The organism is Desulfatibacillum alkenivorans DSM 16219 (genome assembly GCF_900142135.1).
Lineage (GTDB): Bacteria > Desulfobacterota > Desulfobacteria > Desulfobacterales > Desulfatibacillaceae > Desulfatibacillum > Desulfatibacillum alkenivorans.
This window is the reverse complement of record NZ_FQZU01000100.1, coordinates 1-1,148: the sequence shown is the minus strand read 5'-3', so window position 1 is coordinate 1,148 and position 1,148 is coordinate 1. Positions and strand designations below refer to the sequence as shown.

2 protein-coding genes are annotated in these 1,148 nt (G+C 39.5%); both read right to left on the bottom strand.

The annotated features are described in order from the left end of the window. Positions 1 to 80 precede the first annotated feature (80 nt). Entirely contained in the window at positions 81 to 530 is a 450-nt protein-coding gene (locus tag BUE18_RS27185) for a hypothetical protein (RefSeq protein WP_073479244.1), read from the bottom strand. A 248-nt stretch (positions 531 to 778) separates the two neighbouring features. Continuing rightward, complete coding sequence (locus tag BUE18_RS27180) at positions 779 to 1,054, bottom strand: hypothetical protein (protein ID WP_073479243.1); 276 nt, start codon at positions 1,052 to 1,054, stop codon at positions 779 to 781. Positions 1,055 to 1,148: the final 94 nt, after the last annotated feature.

Here is a 1,148-nt window from a genome sequence, read left to right as displayed (position 1 = left end):
GACATGGAATCTCCTTTCAAAAGATGGAAATTCTTATGCCACATCCCGATTAACCCGTGAAGATGCGGTTGTTTAGACGGTTACATAGTTAACGCCACTTTTTCCTTATTTTTTATATTTTTCATCATTTTAATGACCTGTCCATCCTTGCCTTTGATGACGATGGCCTGGATTCCCAATGTGGATTCCTCTCTAACCTTGTGCATGTTTGCCCATCCCATGCTGGTACGGCGATAGCCAGATACGTCATAAGCCACTAATCCCTTTCTGTATATCTGCGTCTTATCACTCATGACTGATAGAAAGTAAAGAAAGATCGCTAAAAACAACGACAATACTAATGAGATAAGTATAGCCACATGGATTTGCAGGCTGATACTTCTGAAAAAGCTACTAGCAATTAGAAAAACCAAAAATATGGGAAAAATCTTTGCAAATAAATGTCCAATTTCGCTTTTATCCAAGTGTACATCACAAACGAAACCGCTCAAAGACTTGTCCTCATATTTTTTCTTTCGAAGAACTTTCATTCATGTGCCCTCGTAAGCAAAGTCATCACTATAATAACTGTCTACCATATATCACAACCTTGACCCCAAAAAAACATTTCGAGTACTTGATGTAACCAAAGAAGTAATAGCCTGACTTTGCATTCTCAATTAGGTGTCCTATATCTATGCCACTCGTCTCTGTCAATCTTTGGGCGCATAGGTCTTGACACATAATGGCTCTGTTCTCTATCTCTGTCTACGTCTTACGATAGATTTTAAGGGAGAGGCTATCTTCTCTCCCTTACTTGTTTGTGGGCCGTCTTCCTCAGCCCTACTCTGGCAAACAGATAAAGAGCAGTAAAAATAGCGGGTATTATAGGTATTGAAGTCTTAGGCAAAATGAGAGGCCCCTCTGAAAACAGTTTCCCAAAAGAGATGCTCTCAAAAGCAGCAAGACCTAACCAGGCGAACAAAAGTATTTTTCCTAAATAACTTAAAATAATTGCACTAAATGCAACGTCAAAAACATACTTAGAACAATCATATTTACTATTATAGTTCATATAATCCATCCCATCAAGTAGTACGAGGGGCCCAAAATCCGCGATTGGATTTGCCGGAGGGGTGGTTTGAACATTTCAGGGCGTTTCAGCCCTT

Coding starts and splice junctions, on each gene's coding strand:
- BUE18_RS27180 (WP_073479243.1), bottom strand. CDS start 1,054: ATGAACTATAATAGTAAATATGATTGTTCTAAGTATGTTTTTGACGTT.
- BUE18_RS27185 (WP_073479244.1), bottom strand. CDS start 530: ATGAAAGTTCTTCGAAAGAAAAAATATGAGGACAAGTCTTTGAGCGGT.